Source organism: Actinomadura rifamycini DSM 43936 (assembly GCF_000425065.1).
GTDB classification, from domain to species: Bacteria; Actinomycetota; Actinomycetes; order Streptosporangiales; family Streptosporangiaceae; genus Spirillospora; species Spirillospora rifamycini.
Map to the genome: position 1 here is coordinate 172,391 of NZ_AULB01000011.1, position 23,336 is coordinate 195,726.

General features: G+C 73.1%; 17 protein-coding genes, 1 tRNA gene and 1 riboswitch. Of the genes, 12 read left to right on the forward strand and 6 right to left on the reverse strand.

Going from position 1 to position 23,336, the window contains the following annotated elements; all coding sequences use genetic code 11:
- Positions 1 to 244: 244 nt before the first annotated feature.
- The 3 genes from H505_RS0111145 to H505_RS0111155 all read right to left on the reverse strand — a co-directional run bounded on the left by H505_RS0111145 (position 245) and on the right by H505_RS0111155 (position 4,349).
- Positions 245 to 1,435, reverse strand: a complete 1,191-nt coding sequence (locus tag H505_RS0111145) for a cytochrome P450 family protein (protein WP_125611427.1) — start codon at positions 1,433 to 1,435, stop codon at positions 245 to 247.
- Complete coding sequence (locus H505_RS0111150; RefSeq protein WP_026402050.1) at positions 1,435 to 2,247, reverse strand: SAM-dependent methyltransferase; 813 nt, start codon at positions 2,245 to 2,247, stop codon at positions 1,435 to 1,437. The genes H505_RS0111145 and H505_RS0111150 overlap by 1 nt, the downstream gene beginning before the upstream one ends.
- Before the next feature lie 68 nt (positions 2,248 to 2,315).
- Entirely contained in the window at positions 2,316 to 4,349 is a 2,034-nt protein-coding gene (locus tag H505_RS0111155) for a hypothetical protein (protein WP_026402051.1), read from the reverse strand.
- A 167-nt stretch (positions 4,350 to 4,516) separates the two neighbouring features.
- On the opposite strand from H505_RS0111155, the gene H505_RS0111160 reads away from it, so the two are divergent.
- On the forward strand, positions 4,517 to 5,782 hold the full coding sequence (locus H505_RS0111160) for a tetratricopeptide repeat protein (protein ID WP_211238455.1): 1,266 nt from the start codon (positions 4,517 to 4,519) through the stop codon (positions 5,780 to 5,782).
- A gap of 378 nt (positions 5,783 to 6,160) precedes the next feature.
- Here the strand turns inward: H505_RS0111160 and H505_RS0111165 are convergent, their stop codons facing one another.
- Entirely contained in the window at positions 6,161 to 6,523 is a 363-nt protein-coding gene (locus tag H505_RS0111165) for a hypothetical protein (RefSeq protein ID WP_026402053.1), read from the reverse strand.
- 561 nt (positions 6,524 to 7,084) lie between these two features.
- Positions 7,085 to 7,158 (reverse strand) — tRNA-Pro (locus H505_RS0111170).
- A gap of 299 nt (positions 7,159 to 7,457) precedes the next feature.
- Between H505_RS0111170 and H505_RS52325 the strand changes: the two genes are divergently transcribed.
- From H505_RS52325 to H505_RS41220, 9 genes are all read left to right on the forward strand, one after another.
- Positions 7,458 to 9,356, forward strand: a complete 1,899-nt coding sequence (locus H505_RS52325; RefSeq protein ID WP_281173420.1) for a PP2C family protein-serine/threonine phosphatase — start codon at positions 7,458 to 7,460, stop codon at positions 9,354 to 9,356.
- A gap of 450 nt (positions 9,357 to 9,806) precedes the next feature.
- Positions 9,807 to 9,960, forward strand: a riboswitch (cyclic di-AMP (ydaO/yuaA leader).
- Between the two features lie 45 nt (positions 9,961 to 10,005).
- The gene (locus H505_RS0111180) at positions 10,006 to 10,797 is read left to right on the forward strand and encodes a CHAP domain-containing protein (protein ID WP_051300536.1); all 792 of its coding nucleotides are present in this window, start codon (positions 10,006 to 10,008) and stop codon (positions 10,795 to 10,797) included.
- 162 nt (positions 10,798 to 10,959) lie between these two features.
- The gene (locus H505_RS0111185) at positions 10,960 to 13,842 is read left to right on the forward strand and encodes a bifunctional glycosyltransferase/CDP-glycerol:glycerophosphate glycerophosphotransferase (RefSeq protein ID WP_026402055.1); all 2,883 of its coding nucleotides are present in this window, start codon (positions 10,960 to 10,962) and stop codon (positions 13,840 to 13,842) included.
- Positions 13,836 to 15,248, forward strand: a complete 1,413-nt coding sequence (locus tag H505_RS41215; protein WP_064743585.1) for a glycosyltransferase — start codon at positions 13,836 to 13,838, stop codon at positions 15,246 to 15,248. The genes H505_RS0111185 and H505_RS41215 overlap by 7 nt, the downstream gene beginning before the upstream one ends.
- A gap of 24 nt (positions 15,249 to 15,272) precedes the next feature.
- The gene (locus H505_RS0111195) at positions 15,273 to 16,454 is read left to right on the forward strand and encodes an acyl-CoA dehydrogenase family protein (RefSeq protein WP_026402056.1); all 1,182 of its coding nucleotides are present in this window, start codon (positions 15,273 to 15,275) and stop codon (positions 16,452 to 16,454) included.
- Entirely contained in the window at positions 16,451 to 17,230 is a 780-nt protein-coding gene (locus tag H505_RS0111200) for an SDR family oxidoreductase (protein ID WP_026402057.1), read from the forward strand. The genes H505_RS0111195 and H505_RS0111200 overlap by 4 nt, the downstream gene beginning before the upstream one ends.
- 14 nt (positions 17,231 to 17,244) lie before the next feature.
- A complete protein-coding gene (locus tag H505_RS0111205) occupies positions 17,245 to 17,862 on the forward strand; it encodes a TetR/AcrR family transcriptional regulator (protein ID WP_026402058.1) in 618 nt (205 codons plus the stop codon).
- A gap of 73 nt (positions 17,863 to 17,935) precedes the next feature.
- The gene (locus H505_RS0111210; RefSeq protein ID WP_026402059.1) at positions 17,936 to 19,090 is read left to right on the forward strand and encodes an acetyl-CoA C-acetyltransferase; all 1,155 of its coding nucleotides are present in this window, start codon (positions 17,936 to 17,938) and stop codon (positions 19,088 to 19,090) included.
- 105 nt (positions 19,091 to 19,195) lie between these two features.
- Positions 19,196 to 20,014, forward strand: a complete 819-nt coding sequence (locus H505_RS41220; protein ID WP_084550127.1) for an HTD2 family dehydratase — start codon at positions 19,196 to 19,198, stop codon at positions 20,012 to 20,014.
- 57 nt (positions 20,015 to 20,071) lie between these two features.
- On the opposite strand, the gene H505_RS0111220 is transcribed toward H505_RS41220, so the two are convergent.
- Positions 20,072 to 21,223 (reverse strand): acyl-CoA dehydrogenase family protein, encoded by a 1,152-nt coding sequence (locus H505_RS0111220; RefSeq protein ID WP_026402060.1) that lies wholly within the window; start codon positions 21,221 to 21,223, stop codon positions 20,072 to 20,074.
- A 120-nt stretch (positions 21,224 to 21,343) separates the two neighbouring features.
- On the opposite strand from H505_RS0111220, the gene H505_RS41225 reads away from it, so the two are divergent.
- Both H505_RS41225 and H505_RS0111230 read left to right on the forward strand, forming a co-directional pair.
- The gene (locus H505_RS41225) at positions 21,344 to 22,081 is read left to right on the forward strand and encodes a GntR family transcriptional regulator (RefSeq protein WP_084550105.1); all 738 of its coding nucleotides are present in this window, start codon (positions 21,344 to 21,346) and stop codon (positions 22,079 to 22,081) included.
- A 74-nt stretch (positions 22,082 to 22,155) separates the two neighbouring features.
- Positions 22,156 to 23,334, forward strand: coding sequence for an acyl-CoA dehydrogenase family protein (locus tag H505_RS0111230; protein ID WP_026402061.1), 1,179 nt, complete (start codon positions 22,156 to 22,158; stop codon positions 23,332 to 23,334).
- Positions 23,335 to 23,336 lie beyond the last annotated feature (2 nt).

A 23,336-nucleotide genomic window follows, 5' to 3' on the forward strand; every position in this document is an offset into this window, starting at 1 on the left:
GCGGCACGCGGTACGAGAAGCGCGGGGACGGCCCATCGAAGGCGAGCCGGTACGGCTGTACGGCGGAGAGGAGTCGGCGGCGCCACGGTCGTCCGGAGGCCGTCCGGCTCGTCCGGCACCGGCTGCGCCGCGAAGCCGCGTACTACGAGCACGCCCGGCGCCGGGGCGTCCGGCACGACGAGGACGACATCGACTACCGCGAACCCCGCGTCAAGGCCTTCTTCGACCTCCGGCCCTGGCGCGATCAGAGCCGCACGGGGAGGGACACCAGGCCGCGGACGATCGATCCCTCCCGGTGCCGGCGCAGCTCGGACGGCGGGACGGCCGGCGCGAGGCCGGGGAACCGCTCCAGCAGGCCGCCGATCGCGACCTGGCCCTCCAGGCGCGCGAGCGGCGCCCCCAGGCAGAAGTGCGGCCCGTGCCCGAACGCGAGGTGCCGGTTCGGGGCGCGGGTGACGTCCAACCGGCCCGGATCGTCGAAGGCACCGGGGTCGCGGCCGGCCGCCCCCAGGGAGACGTGCACCCAGGACCCGCGCGGGACGCGCACTCCCGCGATCTCCATGTCCTCCACGGCGATGCGCTGGCTCGCGCGCTCGATCGGCCCGTCGAAGCGCAGGAGCTCCTCCACCGCGGACGGCAGCAGCTCGGGCCTTGACCGCAGGAGCTCCCGCTGGTCCGGTGCCCGCAGCAGCGCCAGGACGCCGTTGCCGATGAGGTTCACGGTCGTGTCGTGCCCCGCGATGAGCAGCAGCGCGATCGTGTTCAGCAGCTCGGAATCGGTGAGCGCCGCGTCCCCGTCGCGCGCCTCGACCATCCCGCTGATCAGGTCGTCCTGCGGCCGGGCACGCCGCTCGGCGACGACACCGGCGAGATACCCGGTGAACAGCCCGGCGACCTCCCGCCGCCGCTCGAGCGCCGCCGCGCCGTGCGCCGGCGCCGTCATCACGGTCGTCCAGGCGCGGAACTCATCGCGGTCCTCCGGCGGAACGCCGAGCAGCTCGCAGATGACCTGGACGGGCAGCGGGACCGCGAACGCCTCCAGCAGGTCGACGGTCCCGGACAGGCCGTCCAGCAGGCCGTCCGCGATGTCCTGGACACGGGGCCGGAGCGCCTCCACCCGCCGCGGCGTGAACGCCTTGGCGACCAGCCGCCGCAGCCGCGTGTGGTCGGGCGGGTCCATGCCGAGCATGGTGCCGCCGAAGTACGGCGCGGGATCCACGGGCACGGAGCTGTGCGCGGTGTCCTTCGACAGCCGCGGATCGTTCAGCGCCGCATGACCGTGCTCGTGATCGACCACGAGGAACGCGTCGGCGCCCGGAGGGAAATCGATGCGGTGCACGGGCCCCTCGGCGCGCAGTTCCGCGTACAGCGCGTACGGGTCGCGGGCGAACTCCTCCGAAAGCAGGAAATCCATCGGCAGCACCCGCGGAGCCATCAGCGCACCTTCCCGACGCCGCCGAGAAAGCCCGTCCTGCTCATGTCCGGCTCGAAGAAACCGGCGTCCGGACGCCAGTCGCGCACCGGAACGAGACCGGGCGGCAGCACCTCGGTCCCTTCGAAGAACCCGAGGAGCTCGTCACGCGTCCGCGGAATGATGTCGCCGGCGCCCGTCCGGCCGTATTGGTCCCGCACGGCGCCCTCCTTGTCGGCGTCCTGCTTTCCCAGGAACCCGTGCGAAAGGACCAGGTGGCTGCCGGGCGCCAGTGGCTCGAGCAGCCGCGCGACGATTTCCCCGGGCCGCGCCTCGTCCGGGACGAAATGCAGGACGGCCAAGAGCAGCACGGCGATCGGCTGGGAGAAGTCGAACCGCTCCCGCACTTCGGGGTGGTCCACGATGCTCTCGGGACGGAGCAGGTCCGCCTGGAGCACCGTGGTCCCGGGACCGTCGGCCAGCAGCGCCCTCCCGTGCACGAGCACGATCGGATCGTTGTCGACGTAGACGATCTGCGAGCCGGGCGCCACCCGCTGCGCGACCTGGTGCGTGTTCTCCTGGGTGGGAAGCCCGGACCCGATGTCCAGGAACTGCCGCACCCCGCGCTCGGCCAGCATCGTGACCGCCCGGGAGAGGAACCCCCGGTTGGCGCGGGTGAATTCCAGCACGTACGGCATCGCGGCGAGCACCTGTTCCGCCGCCTCCCGGTCGGACGCGTAGTTGTCCTTACCGCCCAGGTAGTAGTCGTACATCCGCGCGACGCTGGGGACGTTCGGATCGATCCCCAAGTCCGAGAGTTGCTCGTCCGATGCCATACCCGGCCTCCTGCCATAGGACACGGCCAATCATCGTAGGCCCCGAGCACCCGCCTTAGGGGCCTCTTTCAAACGAGCTGTTCGATGAGGACGCGGCAGATCCGCTGCAATTCCTCATCGTCGTCGATGCTGCCGAATCTGCCGCGGCGCTCCGGCCGGAGCAGCTCGGCCCGAAGCTGAGGCACGGCAGGGACTGCGGCGTCACCCATCCGCTCCAGGCAGGCGACGACCTCGTTGGCGGTGAAAGGGTTCTGCCCCCAGGCTTGCAGAAGAGTGTCCAGCACCACCGGCGCCTCCGGAACGCCGCCGATTTCCCACAGAGCGTTCGCGCAGGAGACCCGGTTCCACTCGTCGCCGTCGGCCAGCAGGTCCCGCAGCCGGGGGAGTGCTTCCCGCGCGTGAGGGCCGATCCCGGCGAGCACGTCGGTCGCCTTACCGATCCCGACGGCGCGGTCGTCCAGCAGACCGAGCGCCGGCCGGACGACTTCGTCCGGATCCCCGCCGATGGCCCACAGCGCGGCGACGGCGGCGGGACGCGCGGCGCCGTGCGCGATCAGCGGCCGGATCGTCCGCAGCGCGGGAGCCGCGGACGGGCCGAACGCCGCGAGCGCGTCGAGGGCCGAGCTCGCGATCGACCACAGCTCACGAGCCACCGCCGCGTCGAGGGTCTCAGCGATCGCCTCGACGGCGCCGTCGGCGAGTCCGACCAGGGCGGACAGAGCGGAGCGCGCACTCATGTCGACCGCGTAGTGGGCGAGGTCGAGACTCCTCAAGTGGTCGCACACGAGGGGGACCAGCCGCTCAGCGGCCTGCGGCAGCCTCCCGGCGACCTGCACCGCCCGCCAGCCGTCCTCTCCGCCGTCCAGCGCCGCGACGAGGCTCGGCACCGCCCGCACATCACCGAGACGAGCCAGCGCTTGGACGGCCTCCTGATGGCCCCTGCGCACGTGCGGCCGAGCCGAGCACCAGCCGTCCGGTCCCCCGACGTACGCCGCCAGAGCCTCCCGAGCGGGTTCCGCGATCGCATGGCAGGAGTTCAACGCGGCCGCCGCCTCCGCGGCGACCTGGGGGTGGGACGCGCCGAGGTGCTCGGCGACGAGCATGACGAGCCGCGCGTGGTCTCCGCGCCAGCCCGCCATGAGCTCCCTGCTCATCCGGATGGCGTCCAGGCGGGCCCCGGGATCGCGGCTGCGCAGTTGCTCGGCCAGAAGCGTCGTGCGCGCCGGAACCCTCTCCGCCAAGGTTCCGTGGAAGGTCCGCAGCAGATCCGTCGTGGGCGAGTGGACCGAACGATGCCGTTCGAGGTCCTCGAAGGCGGCGACGATCTGCGGCGGCCCGTCGCCGGGAACCGCCGGTCGAGGCGGGGAGCCCCACGCTTCCTCCGCCCCACCGACATCCGCTTCCCGCAACAGCTCGATCGCGGCCGCGACGGTGCCCTCGTCCACCTGCCCGGGCGCGCAGCGAGCCCGCTGGACCACGGCCGCGAGCCTGGTCTCGGGGACCGCGTGCGGATCGGCGGCCAGCGCCGCGAACCACGCCGTCGCCTCCTCCGCGTGCTCCGGCAGGCGAAGGGCCAGGTTCGCCATCGCTTCGACGATCAGCGACTGCACGACGAAGCTCGGCTCGTCCGCCATCCGACCGCGCAGGACCTCCGAGGCCCGGGCGACGTCGTCGACGAACAGCCCGAGCCCCGGCACCGCGGCCCGGCGCACGCGAACGTCGGGATCGCACGCGAACCCCACGAACGTCTCCGCGCGGCCACGCACCACCCTCGCGGCCCCAGCGAAATCGATGTGGCCGACATACTCCACGTCACCGCGCCCAACGGCTTCCGACCCGATGCTCACCAGCAACTCGACGACGTCGTCCCGTCCAGGCGTCGCGGTGTCGTCGGCCAGCTCGAAGAGAAACGGCAGACTCGCCACCGTGCAGGCATACACATCGCCCTGGTGATGAACCGCGCCGTAGAACCTGCTGAGAGCTCTATCCCGCTCCTCCTCATCCGAAGAGCGCAGCGCCAGCAAAAGCCCCGGAACTTCCTCGGCCGAGCCGTACGCATGCACCATCGACGACCAGTCGATGTCATGAAGTCCACTGAACATACGCCGCATCCTGCCCACCCCCACCGACACACGGCCCCTCGAGAAGCAATCACTCACCGGACGAGACGGGGCTAGGGTCCCCTACCGTGGACGCCGCTGATCTCGATTACCGGGCCAGAACACTTTCCGGCTGCATTCCTTCGTATGTGGTCTCGCGGCTCGTCGAGTTGGGCCATACCGATGAGGTGGAGTTCCAGGCCGGTCGCGGGGAGTGGTTCTGCGCTCGTGAACAGGCCCGGCTGCTCGCCGAACGGGGGCGGCGGGCGGCGGCGCTGGAGGTGCTGGCCCCGTATGTCGCCACCGGGTGGTGGACGGCCGTCGAGGCGGTGGCGGGGATGCTGGAGGAGTGGGGCAGGAGCGACGAGGCCATCGCGTTGGCCCGCCCGCACGCGGAGGCGGGGAAGCGGTCGGCGCTGAGGTTCTTCGCGCTCCTGCTCGCCCGGCACGGCAAGGGCGATGAGGCATTCGACCTGCTGCGCCCGCACGTCGGGGACGGGTGGCTGGCCGCCGCCCTGGTCGACATCGCCGGAGGCGCGGGCCGGGACGACGACGCCGCCACACTCCTGACCGCCCGTATCGAGGAGCCGCGGACCTGCGACGACCCGACGTACCGCCGCCGCGTCATCGAACCCTCCAACGCCGTCGACCTGCTCGCGGCGATCCGTGAACGCCAGGGCCGCGTCGACGAGGCGATCGACCTGCTGCGCACCCGGGAAACCACCTCGGTCAACGATCGGGACCAGCTTGCGGACCTGCTGGCCCGGCAGGACCGGATCGAGGAACTGCGTGCGTACGCGGCGGTCGAGTCTCTCGGGACCGCCGCGCAGTGTCTTGCGGAGGTGCTGGAGGAGCGTGGTGACGTGGAGGGCGCGATCGCGGTGTACCGGCAGCCGGGAGGTTCACTTTTCCGCAGGAACCACGGGGCCGTTCGTCTCGCGGAGCTGCTGGTGCGGCACGGGCGGGGCGACGAGGCGACGGACGTGCTGCGCTCGCTCGCGGACGCCTCCGGTGGTGCGGAGGACTGGATCATCGACATGCTGTGCACGCACTATGCCGACCAGGGCCGCCCCGAGGACGGACTGGCCTACCTCGACACCCTCAAGGAGCGCGACGGCGAAGAGGGCTGGGAGTTCTTCCGGATAAGGCTCCCCTTGCTGGTCGCGTGCGGCCGCCGCGACGAGGCGATCGACCTGGCGATGGCGCATCCCGAGCACGACACCTGGGCCATCGCCGAGCTGCTGGCCGACGCCGGACGCACCGAGGAGGCCATCGCCCTCCTCGAACCGGACGAAGATGTCGTCGGGCCCGTCCTGGCCTGGCACTTCATCGATCTCGGCCGTGTGAAGGACGCCGTAGCGCTCCTCCAGCGGCCCAAACCGACGCCGTCCACGCTGCCGCAGGACGACCTCACAGCACGGGGCACCTCACCATGAATCTCGTCCCATCGGGCTCATCCCGGCGCGGGCTTGTCAGGGTCGAACCGGAAGACCTGCCCGCCCCCGGTGGGCTCGCAGGGGAGCTGCTGGATTGCGGAGCCCTCGCCGGTCGAGCCGTCCGGGACGCCTAGGCACAGGCCACTGTGCACCGGGCGCAGCCGGAAGCCGCGGGTCGGGGCCGAGACCCGCTCCAGGCGATGCCCGGTAGCCGCCTTCCTAGCGTCTTGGTCAGCCAGGCGACCACGACGGGCGTTCCCCCGGCGGCCAGACCGTCCGCGACGCACAGCGCGACATGCGTGGGAGCGGCGCGCACGGCGAGGAGAAGGGCGGCCGGGGCGTCGCGGAACTCCGCCCGCAGTCTCCGCAGGCGGCCGGTCATGCCGGGACGGCGTCCGGCAGGTCTGTGATCACCTGCGCGGTCGCGGCGAGCCGTTCGCGGGACTCCTCGACGTCCTCGGCCGGCCCGTTCACGACGGCGAGGACATGCTCGCGGCCGCCGGGGAAGGCCGCCGCGTAGCGCACGAACTCGGGCAGCGATTCGCGTGACACCGTCCGGCCGTCGGTGGTCGTGGCGCTGAACGGGGCGGGCACGTCGCCCATGTTCGGCCTGGGGCGGCGCCGTTCGTCGTTCAGCAGCCAGGTGTGCTCGCGAAGCCGCCGGACGACTCCCAGCGTGAAGACCAGATTCACGCCGCACACCAGTGCCAGGACCACCACCTGGGTGATGAGAAAGGGCATTGCGGACCTCCTTGCTATGGGGTTCGCTCAGCGGGACGCAGCCGCAGCACAAATCAGCCTCCCACCTTCGGCGAGGCTCGACAGGCTTGATGGCTCGGAGACAAGCGTCGCCAGCACGTGTCCACAATGCGGCGGCGTTCTCGCAGGCTCCGACAGCGCCATCGGACTAACGGCAACAAGGCCCAGGGCGACGGCCACCTCGCGCTTTCTGCGAATATCTTTGCTGGGCTCGTCGCGATCCGGCGCTGTCCGAAACGGGCTGTGGCGCGGACGGCGGTCCTCCGCCCGGCGGACGAGACGGACCTCAGCAGGGCCTTCGCTCTGCTGAGCGGAGAACTAGCGGTTGCGGGACGGCTCACATGGCAGTCACCATGCGTGGCGTCATGGACCCCACACTCGGTCGGAGCGAGTGAACACCGCTGCTCGCGGACGTTGAACCTGAGGCGCATCCGGTGCCGTGTGAACCGGGGGCGGTGAGGACGCTCTGATTCGCTCACGAGCGGCTAACGGACGATCAAGAAGGCCGGTCCTCCGTGGTGGAGAACCGGCCTCTGAGCTCTGTCGGGACGGCGGGATTTGAACCCACGACCCCTTGACCCCCAGTCAAGTGCGCTGCCAAACTGCGCTACGTCCCGGTGCCTGCCTGTCTCGGCGGGCGTTGATTACTCTAGCGCAGTCCGCGGGGTTGTGCGTACCGGGAATCCGAAGGCCGAGGGTGGCGGTGGGACGGCCTGGACGGTGCGGGGTGTGACGCGGGTCACTCGGTGGGGTAGGGGTTGGTCCCCGGAGGGTCACTGGAACGGGTGAAGTTCGGGCATCCAGGGAAAACCGGGTTAAAGATACGGGTAGGAGACCCGGAAAGGGACGAATAGTCCTTCGTTGGCGTATGTAGCTTTTTTCTCTCGGGGCATGCCGTGCCGAACGGGGGAGTGGCTTGGCCGAAGCGGAGGGGCCGCGCGCGCCGGGGGTGCACGCGGCGGTGCCCGACCTTGAGGACCTGCGGGGGGCCGCGCATGACCGCGCGATCCTGGCCGAGGCGCGGGTCGTGCTGGCGCGCAGGCTCGGGGTGCCGCCCGGGGAGGCGCTGCAGCACCTGATCTGGCTCGCGCGCGACCTGGACATGGAGCTCGCCGAGGCGGCGGCGCTGGTGGTCAAGGACGTCGGGGCCGGGGCGGCGGAGGCCGTCGCGGCGGCGCGGCGGGCGCCGCGGGCGGAGGTGGCGCGGACGCGGCGGGCGGTGGTGTCGGAGGCCGAGGACGTGCTGCGGCGGGTCACCGCGGAGGACACCGGGGGCGATCGGGAGATCCTGGCCGGACTGCCGGACGATCCGGTCGCGCGGGCGGTGCTGGACGGCGCGCTGGACTCGGCGGCGCATCTCGTGCCGGTGCGGGGGCCCGAGGGGAATGTCGCGGACTTCCTGTACGCGCGGTTGAACGAGCAGGCGAGGGATCTGTTCGGCCGGGGCGCCGAGAAGCTGACGGGGCGGCGGCTGCTGCAGACGGATCCGGGTGCGGCCCTGACGGGGGTGTTCGAGGAGTACGTGGGGGTCCTCGACGGCGCGGGGACGCTGAAGCGCGATTCGATCATGTACACGACGGCGCAGAGCGGGTTGTCGCGGACGTCGCGGATGAGCGTGCGGTGCGTCCGGGTGCCGACGGGGGTGTGCGTCGTCTGGCGCTACCACAGCAGGGAGGACCGGCTGGCGCGGCGGCTGGAGCGGGTGGAGCGGCTGGCGCAGCTGGGGTTCGGGGAGTGGGACCTGGTGACGGGCGAGGCGTCGTGGACGCCGCAGATGCTCGCGAACTACGGGGTGTCGCAGGACGAGGTGCCGCCGATGCCGCACGATCTGCCGAAGGTGGTGGCCGAGGACGATCTGCCGCTGGTGGAGGAGGCCCTGCAGACGCTGTTCTCGCGGCGGGAGCCGGTGGAGGCCGAGCACCGGGTGATCGGGGCGGACGGGCGGCCGCGGCACCTCTGGGTGTTCGCCGAGCCGGTCCTGGACGACGCGGGCCTGCCGGTGTCGGTGAACATCGTGTCGCAGGACATCACGCGGCGGCGGGGCGTGGAGCGGGCGCTGGCGGACACGCGGCGGCAGATGCTGAAGCAGCAGGCGCGGACGGCGCAGGAGCGGCGGGTCGCGGTGACGCTGCGGCGGGCGATCCTGCCGGACGAGAGCGAGCTGGAGCGGCTGCCGGGGGTGCGGATCGCGCTGCGCAGCCTCGCGGCGGAGAGCGCGGCGCGGATCGGCGGCGACTGGTTCGCGACGCGGGGGATGCCGGACGGACGGGGCCTGTTCGCGATCGGGGACGCGGCGGGGCACGGGCTGCCCGCGGCGGCGGCGATGGCCCGGACGCGGAACGGGCTGCTGGGGCTCGCGTTCACCGGGGAGCCGGCGGGCCGGCTGGTGGGCTGGCTGAACGAGCTGGTGGGGACGATGGACCCGCCCGCGACGGGCACCGCGATCGTGGGGCATTTCGACTCGGGCCGGGGCGTCATGGAGTGGACGTGCGCGGGGCATCCGCCGCCGATCCTCGTGCGGGGCGGGCGGGCGTGGCCGCTCGAGGTCGTCCGGGATCCGATGCTGGGTGCGATGCCGGGGTGGGAGTACACGACGATCAAGACTCCGCTGGTGCGGGGCGACATGGTCTTCCTGTACACCGACGGCCTGGTGGAGCGCCGGGACGCGGATCTGGACGAGCGCATCGAGCGGCTCACGCGGATCCTGGAGGAGGGGTCGGGCCGTCCGGAGGTGGCGCTCGACGAGGTGCTGGCGCGGATGGAGCACGACCGGGCGGCGGACGACACCACCCTGTTCGCGCTCCGGGTCGAGTGACGGACGCCGCCTCTGACCTGCGTCGATGCGATGGTGTGACTTAGGGCACAGCCGAGGCGGCGGTGGGCGGCCCGGGGGGCGGTGCCGGGCCGCCGCGCCGGGCGTCTCGTCGATCTCCGGGGGCGCCGGACGGCGGTGCCCGGCAACCCCTGTGCGCCAAGGGTTCCGGGACCGCCGATAAAGATCGGGAAGAACGGCCCGCGGGTGAGCGTTGGGATGTCCTTGAAGGCCGCTTGACCAGGGAAAAGATCATTTTTGGCCTGGTTTGCTTTCTTTCTGAAGGTTGGTACCTTCAACCCGAATCTCGCAGCGCGATCCACGCGTTGTACCGGCCGTGCCAGGGGCGCGGCCGCCGGTCGCGGAGCGGTCCACGCACGCGACGCGCGCCATGCACGCGCGCCCCTTCAAGAGCAGTCGCTCAGAGAAATCCGACAATCCAGCGCCGCACGCGCGGCGTGAAGGCCGAGTCCGCGCAGGTCCACGAGGGCCGCAGCGGAGCCGGGGACCCAAGTTTCTGGGGTGAATCGGCGCGTTTCGAGCGCGCCGTAGGGCTCTTCCATGCCCGAATCCGTCAGCTAACCCGGTAGGCGTCATGGGAGACAAGGAGATTCCCTGCATGACCGGTCGTTTCGATCGACTTACCGAGTCCGTGAAGCGCCTGAACCCCCAGTCCGCGGTCAAGCGGCTGGCCCCCGAACTCGCGATCAAGCGCGTGACCCCCGAGGACCGGGCCGTCGGCGTCGCCGTCGGCGCGGTGCTGGCCGGCGCCGTCGGGCTGTCGGTGTTCAACCCCATGGCGGGAGCGAGCGCGGCCACCGAGGCCGCGGGCCCGACCGTCGAGAAGGCCGCGGCCGTCACGAACACCGCGGCGGAGAGGGCCGAGCCGGCGTCGTCCTCGACGATGAGCCTGGCCGAGGCCAAGGCCGAGGGCTGGAAGGTCCCGCCGCGCGCCGTCGAGGCGTCCGAGGTGATCGACCTCGCCAAGGAGCAGGTCGGCATCGAGGAAGAGGGCCCGGGCAAGATGACCAAGTTCCACGAGTGGTGGACGTCGACGCCGCGCGCCGAGGCGGCCGCGAGCAGCGGCGGCTTCTCGGTGGACGCCTACAACGGCGCCGCGTGGTGCGACATGTTCGTGTCGTGGCTCAGCGCGGAGACCGGTGTCAAGGGCATGGGCTGGGACGCCTACACCGTGTCGCACGCCAAGTGGTTCGAGGACCAGGGCCGCTGGGGCCAGAAGGCCAAGCCGGGCGCCATCGTGTTCTTCGACTGGGGCGCCGGTTCGGACGGCTCCATCGGCGACATCGACCACGTCGGCATCGTCGAGAAGGACAACGGCGACGGCACCGTCAGCACCATCGAGGGCAACAGCAACAACGCCGTCGAGGAAAGGGTCCGCGACAAGGGCCAGATCGTGGGCTACGGCTACCCCGAGTACGCCTGATCGACCGGCACCGGCCGATCACGAAGGCGCCCGGCGCTCCGCCGGGCGCCTTCGGCGTTCGCACGGTAATGCGAACCATTGACAGGCTTTGGCCGCGCTTGGACCTCCCTCCGCCGTTCCTGGAAAGGAATCCCTGGCACGCGGAGGAGCGGAGGGAGGCCCATGCGGGTGCGCCCGGATGTCAGTGTGGTGGTGATCGCCTACAACGATGCGCGGCGGCTGCCCCGGGCGGTCGCCTCGACGCTGGCGCAGTCGCTGCGCTCCGTGGAGACGGTGATCGTGGACGACGCGAGCACCGACCGCACCGGGGACGTCGCGGAGCGCCTCGCCGCCGCGCATCCGGGCCGGGTCCGGGCCGTGCACCTGCCGGTGAACTCCGGGGGGTGCGGCCGTCCCCGCAACACCGGGGTCGAGCGTTCGGACGGCCGGTTCGTCATGTTCCTCGACAGCGACGACCTGCTGGACCGGCACGCGTGCCTCAACCTGGTGTCCGCCGGCGAGGAGACCGGCGCGGACCTGGTCTCGGGCCTGTGCACGAGGGTGTTCCTGAACCGCCCGCCGGACGCGAAGAACCGGATGCGCCCCTGGTATCCGTGGCTGTACGAGCGCAGCGCCGTCTACGGTTCGCTCAGCGAGAACCCCGATCTGCTGTACGACACGCTGTCCACGAACAAGGCGTACCGCAGGGAGTTCCTGGACGAGCACGGGCTGCGGTTCGTCGAGCGCCTCCACTACGAGGACCTGCTGTTCACCGCCGAGGCGTACCTGGCGGCCCGGCGCACCGCGCTGATCCCGCACCGGGTCTACAACTGGCTGGTCAAGGACGCCGCGGCGGGTCTGTCGATCTCCAACCGGCGCGCCGAGCTCGCGAACTTCGCGGACCGGCTGGAGATCCACCGCCGCATCGACATGCTGTTCGCGCTCCGCGGCGCCCACGGGCTGAAGCGCGCCAAGGACGTCAAGTTCCTCAACCACGACCTGCTGCTGTACCTGCGGGAGCTGCGGGGGCGCGACCCCGGGCACCGGGCGCGGTTCCTCGACCTGGCGGCGGGCTACGTCGCCGAGCTGGACCCGCGGGCGTTCGAGGACGCCAACCCGATGGCGGCGGCCGCCGCGTACCTGATCCGGGAGGGCGACCACGCGGCGGCGCTGGCCGCGGCCGAGCACCGGCCCGACCACCCCGTGCTGGGCGCGCCGCTGGCGGAGCGGGACGGCCGGATCTACTGGGGCGCGCGCCCGCCGCGCGGGGGGCTCGGGCGGCGCGTGCTGGACGTCACGGGGTTCGGCTTCCACCTGCGGCCGCTGCGGGAGCTGTGCCCGGGGAACACGGTGACGCGGCTGGAGGTCCGGGACGGCTGCGCCCGCATCGCCGGGCACGTCCTGAACCCGCTCGGCCGGGTGCCGCCGGACGCCGACCTGTCGGCGGTGCTGGTGTTCCGGGACCGCCGCGGGCGGGCGCCGGCGGCGCGGGTCGGCGCGGACGTCGAGCACCGCGGCGACCGGCTGGTCTGGCGGGCGGAGTTCGACCCGCGGCGGTGCGTCCGGCCGATCGGCTTCGTCGACCGGCTGTGGGACGTGCGGCTGCGCGTCACGGTGAACGGCGAGACGATGGTCACCCGCCCGGGGAGCGGCACCGGTTCGCCCCCGCTGAACGACGTGGACCTTCCGGTGCGGCCGCGGCTGACCCGCCTCGCCGGGGACGTCCTGCGCTCGCACGTGACCGCGGCCGGGCACCTGTCGTTCGTCCTGGACGGGCGCGGCCGCGGCGCGCGGTTCGCGGGGGCGGTCGTGCGGGGCGCGGCGGGGACCCCGGCGGGACGGGGCTCGTGGCGGCGCGCGCGGCGGCTGCACCGGTCGGCGCGCCGGGCGCTGACGTCGCGGCGGACGAAGACGGCGGTGTTCAACCGGGTCCTGACGCGGCTTCCGGTGCGGCCCGGGCTGGCGGTGTTCGAGAGCCACCTCGGCCGGTCCTACTCCGACAACCCCAAGTACATCTACCGTGAGCTGCGCCGGTCCGGACTCGCGGTGGACGCGGTGTGGTCCTACCGGTCCTCGCCGAAGGGGTTCCCGCCCGACGCGCGGCTCGTCCGGCGCGGCTCGTGGGCCTACTACCGGGCGCTCGCGCGGGCGCGGTTCTGGGTCGACAACCAGGGCTTCCCGGACGGCCTGCGCAAGCGGCCCGAAACCACCTACATCCAGACGTGGCACGGTTCGGCGGTCAAGCTGATGGGCCTCGACCAGCCGCGGCTCAAGGGCGGCCCCGCGGGCGGCCGGCACCGGCTCCGCCGGATGGTGGAGCGCTACGACTGCTTCCTGGTGCGGTCGGAGCACGACGTCCGCACCCTGTGCCCGGCCCTGGGCGTGCGCGCGGAGGCGCTGCCCGCCGGGTATCCCCGCAACGATCCGCTGGTCCGCGGCGCGGACGCCGATCCGGAGACGGCCGCCGAGGTCGCCGAGCTGCGCAGAGAGCTCGGGCTGGAGGGGGACCGGCGCCGGGTGCTGCTGTACGCGCCGACGTTCGCGACCGGCCCCCGGGGCCGCCCGGTCCGGACGCTGGAGCCGCCGATCGACCCGGACGTGTTCGCCCGGGAGCTGGGGGAGCAGTTCGTGCTGCTGCTCCGGCCCCACTACCTGTGCCGGGCGGGCCTCCCGCCGTCCGCGCGCGCGTACATGCGGGACGTCGGCGACGTGCCGGACGTCACCCCGCTGCTGCTGCTCGCGGACGCGCTGATCACCGACCGCTCGTCGATCATGTTCGACTACGCGCTGCTGGACCGTCCGATCGTGCTGCACCTGCCGGACGTCCCGCCCGGTCAGGGGGGCGACCCCGGCGGCGGGTACGTCGACCTCGAGCGGGACGCGCCCGGGCCGATCGCCCGGACGGCGGACGAACTCGTCGCCGCGCTCGCGGACCTGGACGCGGCGGAGGCGGTGCACGCGCCCCGCCGCCGGGCGTTCGCCGCGCGGTTCGGCGAGCACGACCGCGGCACGGCGGCGCGCACGGTCGTGGAACGCTACTTCGCCGATCGGGGGCGGGCATGCTGACGGGCAGGGAGACCGGCGGGGGCACCGCCGGGCGGGACGTCTTCGTCGTCTGCAACAGCGCCGACGGCGTCGGGGGCGTCCAGCGGTGGGCCCACCACACGGCGCGGCTGTTCGCGGAGCGCGGCGACCGCGTCACGCTCGTCGGGATCACCGCCGGTCAGGGGCCCGCCGCGCACGACCCGGCCGGCGCGTACCGGGTGGCGGCGCTGCACGGCCGGTGGCGGCCGCCCGCCCTCGCCCTCCCGCCGCGCTCGCCGCGCGCCCGCCTGGACCCGGCCGCGCGGGGGCGCGACGCGTGGCGCTCGGCCGCGCAGCGGCGCGGCGCCGCGCGGCTCTCCCGGCTGCTCGCCGCGGCCCGCCCGGGCGCCGTCGTGATCGTCGCGCAGGTGTGGGCGATGGAGTGGGTGCGGCTCGCCGACACCTCGGGCCTGCGGGTCGTCGGGATGACGCACGAGTCGTTCGAGGCCACGCGGCGCTCGTCCCGCTACGGCCGGGTCCGGGAGCACTACGCGCACGCGGACCGGCTGCTCGCGCTGACCGCGGAGGACGCCGACGCGTGGGCCCGCGCGGGCATGACCAACGCCGGCCACGTCCCGAACCCGCTGCACGTCGAGCCGACGGTGTACCCGACGCTCGACCTGCCGGCCGTCGCCTGCGTCGGGCGGCTGTCGGACGAGAAGGGCGTCGACCTGCTGCTGGAGGCGTGGGCGCGGGCCAGGGAGCGGCGCCCGGGCTGGCGGCTGCACGTCTACGGCACCGGACCGGACGAGGAGGCGCTGCGGCGCCGCGCCGCCGAGGCGGGCCTCGCGGACACCGTGGAGTTCCGCGGCGTCGTCGCCGACGTCGAGGACGCCCTGGTGGAGGTGTCGGTGTTCGCGCTGCCGTCGCGGGCCGAGGGGTTCCCGATGTCGGTGCTGGAGGCCATGGCGTACGGGCTGCCCACGGTGGCGTTCGACTGCGCGCCCGGCGTCCGCGCCCTGCTCGAAGAGGCGCCGCCCGGGGACGGGGCGCCCGGGCACGGGGCGTCCGGGCTGCTGGTCCCGCCGGGCGACACGGCGGCGTTCGCCGAGGCGCTCGGCCGGCTCATGGACGACCCCGACCTGTGCCGCGAGCTGGGGGCGAACGCGCGCGCGTCCGTCCGGCGGTTCCGGCCGGAGGCGGTGCTGGCGCACTGGGACCGGCTGTTCGACCTGCTGCACCGCGACCTCCCGGCGGTCCCGGCGGGGGACCCCGCGCCGACCGGACGGACGGCCCCGGCGCGGGACCGCGCGGAGCGGAGGCGCGCGCGGCGCGGGCGCCTCGCGCGCGAGGCCGCCCGCGGGACGGCGCGACCCGCGGCCCCCGCGGCCCGGCCCGCCGCCGCCGGGCGGGACGCCGCACCCGCCCTGGAGGGCGATTCTTTCTAACAACTGTTTGGTAGAGTGCGCCACGTGAACGAGAACGAGTCCCCCGAGGACCGGGCGTTCCGGGCCGAGGTCCGCGACTGGCTCGAGTCCAACCTGGCCGGCGAGTTCGCGCACGCCCGCGGGCTCGGCGGCCCGGGCCGCGAGCACGAGGCGCACGAGGAGCGGCTGGCCTGGGAGCGGCACATGGCCGCCGCCGGCTGGACCTGCGTGGGCTGGCCGAAGGAGCACGGCGGCCGCGGCGCGAGCCTCCGGCAGCAGGTGATCTTCCATGAGGAGTACGCGCTCGCCGACGCCCCCGCCCGGGTGAACCACATCGGCGAGAACCTGCTCGGCCCGACGATCATCGCGTTCGGCACCGAGGAGCAGAAGGCCCGCTTCCTGCCCCCGATCGTCGCGGTCGAGGAACTGTGGTGCCAGGGCTACTCCGAGCCCGACGCCGGGTCCGACCTCGCGAACGTCCAGACCCGCGCCGAACTCCGGGACGGCGCCTGGGTCGTGAACGGGCAGAAGGTGTGGACCTCGCTGGCGCTCGAGGCCGACTGGTGCTTCGTCGTCTGCCGCACCGAGCCCGGATCGTCCCGGCACAAGGGCCTGTCCTACCTGCTGGTGCCGATGAAGGCGGACGGCGTCGACATCCGGCCGATCGTGCAGCTCACCGGCACCTCGGAGTTCAACGAGGTCTTCTTCGACGGCGCCCGCACCGACGCCGCCAACATCGTCGGCGCGCCCGGCGACGGCTGGAAGATCGCGATGGCCACCCTCGGCTTCGAGCGCGGCGTCGCCACCCTCGGCCAGCAGGTCGGCTTCCGCCGCGAGTTCGAGGGCGTCCTCGACCTGGCCCGCCGCACCGGCGCGATCGACGACCCGCTGCTGCGCGACCGGCTCGTCCGCTCCCACATGGGCCTGGAGATCATGCGCCTCAACGCCGTGCGGACGATGGCCGGCGTCGCCGCCGGGGCGCCCGGGCCCGAGTCGTCCATCTCCAAGCTCGTCTGGGGCACCTGGCACCGCGAGCTCGGCGAGCTGGCCATGGAGGTCCTCGGCGCCGCCGGCCTCGTCGCCGACGGCGAGCCGTACGACCTCAACGACTGGCAGCGGCTGTTCCTGTTCTCCCGCTCCGACACCATCTACGCCGGGTCGAACGAGATCCAGCGCAACATCATCGCCGAGCGCGTGCTCGGGCTCCCGAGAGAGGCCCGCGGATGACCCCGCCCCCCTACGTTCCCGGCCACGACCTGCTGAAGGACCGCGCCGTCGTCATCACCGCGGCCGCCGGGGCCGGGATCGGCGGCGCCACCGCCCGCCGCTGCCTGGAGGAGGGCGCCCGCGTGCTGATCTCGGACGCGCACGAGCGGCGGCTCGCCGCGTCCGAGCAGGAGCTCGCCGCGGAGTTCGGCGCCGACCGCGTCGCGTCCCTGCCCTGCGACGTCACGTCCGAGGACCAGGTCCGCGCCCTGTACGACCTGGCCGTCGAACGCTTCGGGCGCGTCGACGTCGCCGTCAACAACGCGGGCCTCGGCGGTACCGCCGACCTCGTCGACATGCCGGACGAGCAGTGGGACCGCGTCCTCGACATCACCCTCAACGGCACCATGCGCTGCACCCGCGCGGCGCTGCGGATCATGCGCGGGCAGGGCTCGGGCGTGATCGTCAACAACGCGTCGGTGATCGGCTGGCGGGCGCAGCGCGGCCAGTCGCACTACGCCGCCGCCAAGGCCGGGGTCATGGCGCTCACCCGCTGCGCGGCGCTGGAGGCCGCCGACTTCGGCGTCCGGATCAACGCCGTGTCGCCGTCCCTCGCCATGCACCCGCACCTGGTCAAGGTCACCTCGGAGGAACTGCTGGACGAGCTGACGCGCCGGGAGGCGTTCGGCCGCTACGCCGAGCCGTGGGAGGTCGCCAACGTCATCGTCTTCCTCGCCGGCGACTACTCCTCGTACATGACCGGAGAGGTCGTCTCCGTCTCCTCCCAGCACCCGTAGGAAGTGCGCAACCCATGAGTCCACGACGGCGCGACTCCGAGGGCACCGCGGCCGCCCGCGCGGTGCGGCGGGCCGAGCTGCTCGCCACGGCCGCCGAGGTGTTCGCCTCCCAGGGCTACTCCGCGACCACCGTCCGGAAGGTGGCCGACGCCGCCGGGATCCTCGGCGGCAGCCTCTACTACCACTTCGACTCCAAGGAGTCGATGGCCGACGAGATCCTCTCGACCTTCCTGGACGAGATGTGGGCCGGGTACGAGCGGGTCCTCGCGGAGGGCCGCAGCGCCCGCGACACCCTCGAGGGCATCGTCGTGGAGTCGTTCCGCTCGATCCACCGGCACCGCCCCGCCGTCGTGATCTACCAGAACGAGTCCAAGCACCTGGCGACCGGCGAGCGGTTCCGGTACCTGCTCGACTCGCAGCGCCGGTTCGAGGAGATGTGGCTGTCGCTCCTCGACCGGGGCGTCAAGGAGGGCGCGTTCCGCGCCGACCTCGACCGGGCGCTGATCTACCGGTTCATCCGCGACACCGTCTGGGTGGCGGCGAACTGGTACGAGCCCGGCGGGCGGCTGTCCGCCGACGACATCGCCAAGCAGTACCTCGCCATGTTCCTGGAAGGGATCAAGGCGAGCTGACCCGTACCGCCCCCCACCCTTACCCGCCTTTCAGCACCCCCAGCCTCCACGAAGGCCCCACGAAGGAGACACCATGGCCGAGGCGTACATCGTCGAAGCGGTCCGCGCGCCGGTCGGGCGGCGCGGCGGCGGGCTCGCCGGAGCGCACCCCGCCGACCTGGGCGCGCACGCCCTGACGGCGCTGATGGACCGCGCGAAGGTCGACCCGGCCGCCGTCGAGGACGTGGTGTTCGGCTGCGTGGACACCGTCGGCCCGCAGGCCGGGGACATCGCCCGCACCTGCTGGCTGGCCGCCGGGCTGCCCGAGGAGGTCCCCGGCGTCACGGTCGACCGCCAGTGCGGCTCCTCGCAGCAGGCCGTGCACTTCGCCGCCCAGGCCGTCCTGTCCGGGACGTCCGACCTGGTGGTCGCGGGCGGCGTGCAGAGCATGTCGCAGATCCCGATCTCCTACGCGATGATCGCCGGCGAGCAGCTCGGCTTCACGCAGGGCCCGTTCGTCGGGTCCAAGGGCTGGGTCCGGCGCTACGGCGACGGCGAGGTGTCGCAGTTCAACGGCGCCGAGATGATCGCCCGCGACTGGGACCTGTCCCGCGAGGACATGGAGAGGTTCGCCTACGAGTCGCACCAGCGGGCCATCCGCGCCATCGACGAGGGCCGCTTCGCGCGCGAGATCGCCCCGTTCGAGGGCGTCGAGCACGACGAGGGGCCGCGCCGCGACACGTCCCTGGAGAAGATGGCGGGGCTGAAGACCCTGGTGGACGGCGGCCGCCTCACCGCCGCCGTCTCGTCGCAGATCTCCGACAACTCCGCGGCCCTGCTGATCGCCTCCGAGCAGGCCGTCAAGGACCACGGCCTCACCCCCCGCGCCCGCATCCACCACCTCTCCGCGCGCGGCGAGGACCCGATCCGGATGCTGTCGGCGCCGATCCCCGCGACGGCGTACGCGCTGAAGAAGACGGGCATGACGATCGGCGACATCGACGCGGTCGAGATCAACGAGGCGTTCGCGTCGGTCGTCCTGGCGTGGCTGAAGGAGACCGGCGCCGACCCGGCGATCGTCAACCCCAACGGCGGCGCCATCGCGCTCGGCCACCCGCTCGGCGCGACCGGCGCCCGGCTGATGACGACGCTGCTGCACGAGCTGGAGCGCACCGGCGGCCGCTACGGCCTGCAGACGATGTGCGAGGGCGGCGGGCAGGCCAACGTCACCATCATCGAACGCCTCTGACGGACGGCGCCCGCGGGGCGGCCGTCCCGGGCCGCCCCCGTGCGCCGCGGTCGCCGCGGCGGTTCGGCATAATCCCCTATGAAATATATGAAAGGGGTGCGGCCGGTGATCGACGTCGCGGGATGGGCGCCGGAGGCGCGGGAGACGACCGAGGTCATCGGCGCGGCGCCCGCGGCGGCGCTGGCCGGGGTGCTGGACGTCCCGCCGCCGGGGGAGGAGCTGCCGCCGCTGTGGCAGTGGCTGCACTTCCTCGAACGGCCGGCGCAGCGCGAGCTCGGCGCCGACGGGCACCCCCGGGACGGGCGGTTCCTCCCGCCGATCCCCGACCGGCGGCGCATGTTCGCCGGGGGCAGGTTCCGCGCCGCCGAACCCCTCCGCGTCGGCGACACCGTCACCCGGCGGGACGAACTGGCCGCGACGGCGGTCAAGGCGGGACGCACCGGCGAGCTGCTGTTCGTCACCGTGCGGCACACGTTCCTGCGGGACGGCGCCGAGATCGCGGTCGAGGAGCAGGACCTCGTCTACCGCAGCGGCGACGCGGCCGCGCCCCCGGCGGAACCCCCGGCCGGGCCGTCGTTCGAGCCCCCGGCCGTCGCGGCGCCCTGGACGCTGCCGATGGCGGCCGACCCCGTGCTGCTGTTCCGGTTCAGCGCCCTCACCTACAACGCCCACCGCATCCACTACGACGAGCGGTACGCCACCGCCGTCGAGGGCCACGCCGGACTCGTCGTCCACGGCCCGCTGCTGGCGATCCTGTGCCTGGAGCTGCCGCGCCGAGCGGGCGTGCGGGTGCGCGAGCTGGCGTTCCGCGCCCGCAGGCCGGTCTTCGCGGGGCAGCCGTTCGCGGCGGCCGGGGGCCCGGACGGGACGCTGTCGATCGAGGCGCCGGGCGGCGTCACCGCGATGACCGCGACGTTCTCCTGAGCGTCCGCCCGCCCGTGCGCCCCTGCCCGGGGCCGACGTCCGGTCCGGGCCGCCGGGTCAGATGCGGTGCCGGTCCACGAGCTGCTTGACGATCACGTTCCGCTGGATCTCGTTCGTCCCCTCGCCGACGATCATCAGCGGCGCGTCCCGGAAGTAGCGCTCGACGTCGAACTCGGTGGAGTAGCCGGCCGCGCCGTGGATGCGGACGGCGTTCAGCGCGATCCGCATCGCCGCCTCCGACGCGTACAGCTTCGCCATGCCCGCCTCCATGTCGCAGCGCTCGCCCGCGTCGAGCCGGGCCGCCGCGTCGAGCGTCAGCAGGCGGGCGGCGCGCAGCTCGGTGGCCATGTCGGCGAGGAGGTTGCCGACCGACTGGTGCTCCCAGATCGGCTTGCCGAACGACTCGCGTTCCTGGGCGTACCGCAGCGAGTCCTCGAGGGCGGCCCGGCCCACGCCCAGCGCGCGCGCCGCCACCTGGATGCGTCCGACCTCGAGCCCGCGCATCATCTGCGCGAAACCGCGCCCCTCCTCGCCGCCGAGCACCGCGTCGAGCGGCGCCTCGTACCCGTCGAACGCCAGCTCGCAGCTCTCCACGCCCTTGTAGCCGAGCTTGGGCAGGTCGCGCGACACGGTCAGCCCGGGGCCGTGCCCGACCAGCAGGATGCTCATCCCGCGGTGCCGGGGCGTCGCGTCCGGGTCGGTCTTGCACAGCAGCGCGATGAGCCCGGACCGGCGCGCGTTGGTGATCCACATCTTGGCGCCGTCGACCACGTACCGGTCGCCGTCGCGGCGCGCGACCGTGGTCATGGCCTGCAGGTCGGAGCCGCCGGACGGCTCGGTCAGCGCCATCGTGGCCCGCAGCTCGCCCGTCGCCATCCGCGGCAGGTAGCGGGCCTTCTGCTCCTCGGTGCCGAACACCGACAGCAGGTGCGAGACCACCGTGTGCCCGCCGAACGCCCCGGCGAGCGTCATCCAGCCGCGGGCGAGCTCCTCGGTGACCAGCGCGTAGCACGCCTTCGACACCTTGGCCTCGCCGTACGGCTCGGGCACGGCGAGGCCGAAGACGCCCAGCTCCTTCATCCGCTCGATGAGCCGCTCCGGGTAGGCGTTCGCGTGCTCCAGCCCGCGCGCCGCCGGGCGGACCTCCCGGTCGACGAAGTCCGCGACGACCTCCACGATGGCGCGTTCCTCCGCGCTGAGCTCGAACACCGCCGCGTCTCCTTCGCCTCGCCGACCCGAGAATGCAGTTTCATATATTTGATAGGCGACTGCCTCGCTGTCAACGCGGGTCGTCCATAATGTGAGCTCCCGACACCCGTCCCGGAGGCGATGACCGTGCCCATCCCCGGCGAGAGCCGCGCCGGCGGCGCCCCGCCCGGCTCGCCGCCCGGCGGCTCGCTCGGCGGGCGCCGCCAGCTCAGCGACGAGGTCGCCGCGTACGTCCGCGAGCTGATCATGTCCGGGCGGGTGCGGCACGGGGAGTTCCTCCGCCTCGAGCGGGTCGCCGACGACCTCGGGATCAGCGTCACGCCCGTCCGCGAGGCGCTGCTGTCGCTGCGCGGCGAGGGCTTCGTGACGCTGGTGCCGCGCCGCGGGTTCATGCCCGCGCCGCTGTCGCGGCGGGACGTCCAGGACCTCTTCGAGGCGCAGGCGTACTTCGCCGGCGAGCTGGCCGCCCGCGCCGCCGAGAAGATCACCGGGGAGGAGCTGGCCGAGCTCGCGCGCACGCAGGAGCTGCTGGAGGACGCGTCCCGGACGCGCGACGCCGAGGGCATCGAGCGGGCGAACCACCGGTTCCACCGGACGGTCAACCTGTGCGCGGACTCGCCGAAGACGGCCTGGCTGCTGCAGCTCGTGGTGCGGTACGCGCCCCGCCGGTTCTTCTCCAGCATCGACGGCTGGAGCCAGGCGTCGGTGGACGACCACCACCTCGTCCTCGCCGCGCTGCGGGCGGGCGACGCCGACGCGGCCCGGCAGGCGATGCGCGCCCACATCCGGCACGCCGGGACGCTGCTGGTCGTGCATCTGGAGGGGCGGGGGTTCTGGGACGACGGCGGCGCCGGCTGAGGCCGGCCCGGGAGGTCTTCCTTTCCGTCATCGGCGCCAATATCGTATAAAAAATTGCCGACGTGGAGGTGAGGATGGCGGACCGGCTTCGGCAGACCCACGGGCTGTCGGACGAGCAGCGGGAGATCCTCGCGACCGTGCGGGCGTTCGTCGACAAGGAGATCCTCCCCGTCGCGACCGCCCTCGAGCACGCCGACGAGTACCCGCAGGCGATCGTGGACGGCATGCGCGACCTCGGGCTGTTCGGCCTGACGATCGCCGAGGAGCACGGCGGGCTCGGGGAGTCCCTGCTGACCTACGCCCTCGTCGTCGAGGAGCTCGCGCGCGGCTGGATGAGCGTGTCGGGCGTCATCAACACCCACTTCATCGTGGCCTGGATGATCGACCGGCACGGCACCCCCGAGCAGCGGGCGCACTACCTGCCGAAGATGGCCGCCGGCGAGATCCGGGGCGCCTTCTCCATGTCCGAGCCCGACTGCGGCTCCGACGTCTCCGCGATCCGGTCCCGCGCCGTCCCCGACGGCGACCACCACGTCATCGACGGCCAGAAGATGTGGGTCACCAACGGCGCGTCCGCGAACCTCGTCGCCACCCTCGTCAAGACCGACCCGGACGCGGGGCACCGCGGCATGACGACGTTCCTCGTCGACAAGACGCCCGGGTTCGGGGAGGTCGCGCCCGGCCTGACGATCCCGCGCAAGATCGAGAAGATGGGCTACAAGGGCGTCGACACCACCGAGATGGTGTTCGACGCGCACCGGGTCCCGTCGTCCCGGATCCTCGGGGGCGAGCCCGGCCGCGGCTTCTACCAGATGATGGACGGCGTCGAGGTCGGCCGCGTGAACGTCGCGGCCCGCGGCTGCGGCGTCGCGATGCGCGCCTACGAGCTGGCCCGCGACTACGCGCGGCGCCGCGAGGCGTTCGGCCGCCCGATCGCCGAGCACCAGGCCGTCCTGTTCCGGCTCGCGGAGATGGCCACCAAGGTCGAGGCCGCCCACCAGATGGTGGTGATGGCGGCGCGGCGCAAGGACTCGGGCGAGCGCAACGACCTCGAGGCCGGGATGGCGAAGTACCTCGCGGGCGAGTACTGCAAGGAGGTCGTGGAGGCGTCCTTCCGGATCCACGGCGGCTACGCGTACTCGAAGGAGTTCGAGATCGAGCGGCTGTACCGGGAGGCGCCCATGCTCCTCATCGGCGAGGGCACCGCCGACATCCAGAAGATGATCATCGGTCGCCGGCTGCTGGAGGACTGAGC